This window comes from Vibrio sp. 378 (assembly GCF_033339435.1).
The window spans coordinates 1-6,146 of record NZ_JAWOUO010000036.1 but is presented as its reverse complement, the minus strand read 5'-3'; the positions used below and the strand labels follow the sequence as shown (position 1 = coordinate 6,146).

The window sequence follows — 6,146 nt, the reverse complement described above, 5'->3', positions numbered from 1 at the left end:
TTTCATGTAGAACCTCCTGCGTTCAAGATACGAGAAAATTCTACTTATGAGCACCTCAGTTTTTCGGGGGGATTACCAAGTAACTCATCCCCGATCTCCGCTAAGAATCCATAGTCCAACTCCTCCATGACGCGCCCGCCGAGCATTTCAACTATTGCCTCGAGCTCGCCGCGCCTCTCGCCGGGAAACGTCAGATCAATATCATCGTGCTTGCGTGTTACACGCCCTAGCCGTGCATCGATCGCCCAGCCCCCACCGATCCAGAGCGGCAGATTTCGCTCATCTGCCGCAGCTAGAATTTTGTGTATCAATGTGACCTGCGTTGTGTCCATGCGGCCTAACGGTTTGGGCTATGGGCAGTGGCGGTTTGCGTGAGCCTTTCCTGTCAAACCGAGAAAACGCTCGGGCGGGCTACCGACTTTGCAAATTGCACTTCAACCCGCCATTGCCTATGAGCCAGTGTTAGCGGTAGTTTTTTATTTATTCAAATAGTAATTCCACGTTATTTTTGCAATGTCTGAAATAATCTTTTCATTAATTTCCGAAGTTTCTTTGGACTCTGCAACAAATACGCTTATAAAAATTAATTGTCCATTCGGTAAAGTAATTACCCCAACATCATTAGTGGCTGCTGCAATTCCATTATTTATTCCGGAAGTCCCTGTTTTATGAGCAACAATTGTATTCTTTGGTAATTGTCCTTTTAATCGGTTACTTCCTGTTGTTGTTTCTCTCATAATTTTCCAAATAAAATCATAACTTTTTTTAGAAAGTAATTGGTTCTTATTATTATAAGTATCTATTAACAGTTTGTTCATCGCTGTTGGGGTTGCCCAATTTTGATATTGGGTATTCCAATCCTTGTGCATTTGTTCTTCGTTTGCTTTGATTGAAATATCAGTGAAATGATTAGCATTCAAGAATTTTTGAACAGAATCAGTTCCTCCGATTAATTTTAGCAAAATATCACAACCAATATTGTCGCTCTCTGATACTGTATAATTTAGTATTTGTTCAATCGTCAAAGTTGTTCCATTAGGGAATTCCTCTTTAATCGGACTCCACGTTTTAGGCAAAAGGTCTTGAGGGGTAATCTCTATTTTTTGTTCAAAAGAAAGATTCCCTTTATCTATCTCAGACAAAACGGCTAAAGCAATCGGAAATTTCATAACGCTTTGCATCGGGAAATGGAAGTCGTTATTAATCTTCAAAGTATCCTTCTCATTGCTGTTGAATATTGCTACTCCTATTCTGGCATTTTTTGCCTTTAAAACATTCTCAATTTTCAAAGTTAAGTTGTCAGTTTGAGCATTTGAATACACAATTGTAAAAAATAAACTTAACAATACTAATAATATCCTTTTTACGATTTTCATATGTCTGTACTCCTATCTGGTTAAATTACCGCTAACGCTTGAGTTAAGCCGCGCCGCGAAGCGGCGTCGGCTTGAACGAATTGTTAGACATTATTTGCCGACTACCTTGGTGATCTCGCCTTTCACGTAGTGAACAAATTCTTCCAACTGATCTGCGCGGGAGGCCAAGCGATCTTCTTCTTGTCCAAGATAAGCCTGTCTAGCTTCAAGTATGACGGGCTGATACTGGGCCGGCAGGCGCTCCATTGCCCAGTCGGCAGCGACATCCTTCGGCGCGATTTTGCCGGTTACTGCGCTGTACCAAATGCGGGACAACGTAAGCACTACATTTCGCTCATCGCCAGCCCAGTCGGGCGGCGAGTTCCATAGCGTTAAGGTTTCATTTAGCGCCTCAAATAGATCCTGTTCAGGAACCGGATCAAAGAGTTCCTCCGCCGCTGGACCTACCAAGGCAACGCTATGTTCTCTTGCTTTTGTCAGCAAGATAGCCAGATCAATGTCGATCGTGGCTGGCTCGAAGATACCTGCAAGAATGTCATTGCGCTGCCATTCTCCAAATTGCAGTTCGCGCTTAGCTGGATAACGCCACGGAATGATGTCGTCGTGCACAACAATGGTGACTTCTACAGCGCGGAGAATCTCGCTCTCTCCAGGGGAAGCCGAAGTTTCCAAAAGGTCGTTGATCAAAGCTCGCCGCGTTGTTTCATCAAGCCTTACGGTCACCGTAACCAGCAAATCAATATCACTGTGTGGCTTCAGGCCGCCATCCACTGCGGAGCCGTACAAATGTACGGCCAGCAACGTCGGTTCGAGATGGCGCTCGATGACGCCAACTACCTCTGATAGTTGAGTCGATACTTCGGCGATCACCACTTCCCTCATGATGTTTAACTTTGTTTTAGCCACCAATGATGCCCTCACTTTCCATGATTTTGGTGGGAATGGATTTTCTTAGCGGCAACTTACTTTCGTTGTCTATATCCATGTTAAAGGCGAAAAAGTAAACCTCTGTCTCCTTCTCAACCCACCCAACCCACCATGCGACACCAGGATTTGACTCAGTTCCCACACCAGAAAAACCAGTTTTTGAATGCACTAGATATTCAGGTGCCGCCTCCGTTACCAAAGCCTCTTTTACTATTAGCTGGTTTTCTTTAGATGCTGACAATTTATTTAAATATAGAGACTCTAGAAACTCCACTTGATTAACTGCGGAAATTCTAAGCTGGCCTTCCAACCAGAATTTGTCAATGCCACCACTGATATTCTGGTTGCCATAGGAAAATTTTTTAAGGTATTTCTGCATTCTTACTTCGCCAACTTCTCTGGCGATTTGTTGAAATACGGGAACAGCTGAAACTTGTATTGCCCCTCTTAAGGTCAAGTCTCTTTCCCATTGCTTCATGGCTCTTGGCTTTCCGTCCCATTTGAAAACCTGATGCTCATTCTTTATGACACCAGTTTCTAGGCCGATAATTGCGTTGGGGATCTTAAATGTTGATGCTGGAAGATATTCCTTTGATGCACGAGCTAAGTCATTGGTAGCGCAGGATTTACTGCTACTTTTACAAAGCACGAAGACACCATTGACGGCTTCGGCAGAGAACTCTTTGTTCCAAGACGTATTTTCTGTAATTGAACCAGCTAATGCCGTACTCGAAAGACACGCGATAATTACATATGCGGCAAATGTTTTCATGGCACCTTCTTGGTGGCTAACGTTAATTCGACCTCAGAGGCGTTTAAGTCAAAATACCTCTGACGTCTAACATGATTAATCAAAGTCTGATTTTTTAACAAAATCAGAAAGATAGACGCGAAACTTTAAAACAAAGGCGTCAACACTTCAAGTAGCGATCTTTCGCTTCGGCGAGGCCTAACGCCTGAGCTCAGCCGACCGAAACCGCGTAGCGGTTTTGGGTCGGCTGCAGCGATTTGTTGGGCGATAGCTTGCCACATTCTCTCAACGATTGGGATTTGATGTACTTTCCGCACTTTGTAGCGCGACCACATCATGCTCCCCCTGGCCGCGAGAGCCCTTCACTCGGGAAACACAAGACAGACCGAGCACGACTGTTGCAAGGGTCAAACAGTACACGACAACCGGCCAAGCCGTGTTGCGCGGCAACAGCGAAATGATCAACGTTCCGATGCTTCCTAGCAGTACACCGCCCAAGCAGAAGTAGACTGCCGTGACCGTTCCAGCAACATGGTCGAATCCTCGAAGAGCGCCATTGGGCGACACAGATACCGCTGTGGCGACACCAATACCCACTAGCCACATTGGAGCAATAAAGCCTAACACGGACTGCGAAGCCCATATTTCGGTGATGGCAAGCAATACTGCTCCAGCTATCAGGCATCCCATTCCCATTCGCAAGACACTTGGGCTGCCCCACTTGGGTATCACACGCCCCATAAAACGAGCCGTAAACACCATGGCAATTGCCACTGTGGCGAACAGCAGGCTGAAGCCAAGCTGAGACACACCTTGCCTGCCCATCATTAGTCCGGGCGCAATGGAGAAAAAGACGAAGAAGCTACCCATTCCAGCGGCGTAACACAACGTGTACAACCAGAAGTTCAGGCACTTAACGGGGAGTAGCAGCTGCGACCATTGCAAGCCCGCAACTCGTTGCACCCGGGTTTCAGGCCAGAATCGCCACGCTGCTGCAGATGCAGCGATCATGCCCAAACCTAGAAACGCAAAGATAGCCCGCCACCCAAGCCACATGTCGACGAGCGCTCCGAGCAATGGGCCTACCGCCGGGACCATGGCCAGCATGGATCCGAGTATGCCGTAAATGACATTACTTTCCTCGCGACCTGCGTAAATGTCACGTACTGTTGCAAATGTGGAAACAAGGCACGCCGAGGCACCACAAGCCTGAAGAATCCGAAGCCCCAGAAAGACTTCAGCCGATGACGTAAGAGCGAGGCCCATTGACGCCACAACGTAGGCGAGGCCACCTCCCAGTAGAACGGGGCGGCGCCCCAGTCGGTCCGATAGCGGTCCAAACAAGAGCTGACCGGCACCAATCATGACCAAGTACGTTGTCAGCGTAAGCTGAATTGTGCTCGCTGTCGTACCAAGCGCGTTTGGCATAAACGGCACTGCTGGCAAGTACATGTCCATGCCGAGTGATGCCAATAAATCGAACGGTGATAACAACAACACCGTGGCGGCAAGGGAGTACCGCCAACTAAAGTTTTTTGAGCGCACGAAACCATCTCCTTGAACAAAGGATTTGGCGGCGCTCCCGTAGAGCAAAAGGATTCATGAGAACGCCGCAACAACCGAAAAATGAAGGTTGCTGCGGCTTACTTGTCTGCGTTCTTGGAAGTGCTCATCTGCTGACTATCTCATGATTGAATTTGAATCGTAACAACTTTCAAGCAACTCTGCGAGGAGCCTTATTGTGCGCCCAACACCTGAGTTAAGCCGCGCCGCGAAGCGGCGTCGGCTTGGACGAATTGTTAGGCCGCATATCGCGACCTGAAAGCGGCACGCAAGACCTCAACCTTTTCCGCCCCGAGTGAGGTGCATGCGAGCCTGTAGGACTCTATGTGCTTTGTAGGCCAGTCCACTGGTGGTACTTCATCGGCATAGTAAAAGTAATCCCAGATGATCGCCTCCCAGCTGTTACAACGGACTGGCCGCCCGGCGATGACGCCCTCAGCCGCCTCTGGGCACGAGCCCTGCGGAGCCTCCGCGATTTCATACGCTTCGTCTGCCCACCAAGCAGGTTCGCAGTCAAGTAACTCATCCCCGATCTCCGCTAAGAATCCATAGTCCAACTCCTCCATGACGCGCCCGCCGAGCATTTCAACTATTGCCTCGAGCTCGCCGCGCCTCTCGCCGGGAAACGTCAGATCAATATCATCGTGCTTGCGTGTTACACGCCCTAGCCGTGCATCGATCGCCCAGCCCCCACCGATCCAGAGCGGCAGATTTCGCTCATCTGCCGCAGCTAGAATTTTGTGTATCAATGTGACCTGCGTTGTGTCCATGCGGCCTAACTTTGTTTTAGGGCGACTGCCCTGCTGCGTAACATCGTTGCTGCTCCATAACATCAAACATCGACCCACGGCGTAACGCGCTTGCTGCTTGGATGCCCGAGGCATAGACTGTACAAAAAAACAGTCATAACAAGCCATGAAAACCGCCACTGCGCCGTTACCACCGCTGCGTTCGGTCAAGGTTCTGGACCAGTTGCGTGAGCGCATACGCTACTTGCATTACAGTTTACGAACCGAACAGGCTTATGTCCACTGGGTTCGTGCCTTCATCCGTTTCCACGGTGTGCGTCACCCGGCAACCTTGGGCAGCAGCGAAGTCGAGGCATTTCTGTCCTGGCTGGCGAACGAGCGCAAGGTTTCGGTCTCCACGCATCGTCAGGCATTGGCGGCCTTGCTGTTCTTCTACGGCAAGGTGCTGTGCACGGATCTGCCCTGGCTTCAGGAGATCGGAAGACCTCGGCCGTCGCGGCGCTTGCCGGTGGTGCTGACCCCGGATGAAGTGGTTCGCATCCTCGGTTTTCTGGAAGGCGAGCATCGTTTGTTCGCCCAGCTTCTGTATGGAACGGGCATGCGGATCAGTGAGGGTTTGCAACTGCGGGTCAAGGATCTGGATTTCGATCACGGCACGATCATCGTGCGGGAGGGCAAGGGCTCCAAGGATCGGGCCTTGATGGGCACTGTTGCAAAGTTAGCGATGAGGCAGCCTTTTGTCTTATTCAAAGGCCTTACATTTCAAAAACTCTGCTTACC

The 6,146-nt window shown here is 49.2% G+C and carries 5 protein-coding genes and 2 pseudogenes; 1 reads left to right on the top strand and 6 read right to left on the bottom strand.

The annotated features are described in order from the left end of the window. Positions 1-65: 65 nt before the first annotated feature. The 6 genes and pseudogenes from R7Q48_RS23695 to aadB all read right to left on the bottom strand — a co-directional run. A pseudogene (locus tag R7Q48_RS23695) lies at positions 66-332 on the bottom strand (nucleotidyltransferase domain-containing protein); the annotation flags it as partial. A gap of 144 nt (positions 333-476) precedes the next feature. Beyond that, the gene (locus R7Q48_RS23690) at positions 477-1,376 is read right to left on the bottom strand and encodes an inhibitor-resistant extended-spectrum class A beta-lactamase VEB-1 (RefSeq protein WP_000706731.1); all 900 of its coding nucleotides are present in this window, start codon (positions 1,374-1,376) and stop codon (positions 477-479) included. A gap of 43 nt (positions 1,377-1,419) precedes the next feature. Then, positions 1,420-2,258, bottom strand: a pseudogene (aadA1, locus tag R7Q48_RS23685) (ANT(3'')-Ia family aminoglycoside nucleotidyltransferase AadA1). Between the two features lie 16 nt (positions 2,259-2,274). After that, positions 2,275-3,075, bottom strand: coding sequence for an oxacillin-hydrolyzing class D beta-lactamase OXA-10 (locus tag R7Q48_RS23680; RefSeq protein ID WP_000846390.1), 801 nt, complete (start codon positions 3,073-3,075; stop codon positions 2,275-2,277). A gap of 264 nt (positions 3,076-3,339) precedes the next feature. Next, positions 3,340-4,599 carry a chloramphenicol efflux MFS transporter CmlA5 gene (locus R7Q48_RS23675; protein ID WP_012300772.1) on the bottom strand — a complete coding sequence of 420 codons (1,260 nt, stop codon included), beginning with the start codon at positions 4,597-4,599 and terminating at the stop codon, positions 3,340-3,342. Between the two features lie 254 nt (positions 4,600-4,853). Then, positions 4,854-5,387 (bottom strand): aminoglycoside nucleotidyltransferase ANT(2'')-Ia, encoded by a 534-nt coding sequence (gene aadB / locus R7Q48_RS23670; RefSeq protein WP_000381802.1) that lies wholly within the window; start codon positions 5,385-5,387, stop codon positions 4,854-4,856. 145 nt (positions 5,388-5,532) lie between these two features. Here aadB and R7Q48_RS23665 point away from each other — a divergent pair. Continuing rightward, positions 5,533-6,146, top strand: a 614-nt coding sequence (locus tag R7Q48_RS23665) for a phage integrase N-terminal SAM-like domain-containing protein (protein ID WP_318132537.1), incomplete at its 3' end; no start/stop codon positions are given.

Bases quoted from the DNA above. Each gene is read 5' to 3' on its own strand.
- aadB (WP_000381802.1), bottom strand. From the start codon at position 5,387: ATGGACACAACGCAGGTCACATTGATACACAAAATTCTAGCTGCGGCA.
- R7Q48_RS23680 (WP_000846390.1), bottom strand. From the start codon at position 3,075: ATGAAAACATTTGCCGCATATGTAATTATCGCGTGTCTTTCGAGTACG.
- R7Q48_RS23690 (WP_000706731.1), bottom strand. From the start codon at position 1,376: ATGAAAATCGTAAAAAGGATATTATTAGTATTGTTAAGTTTATTTTTT.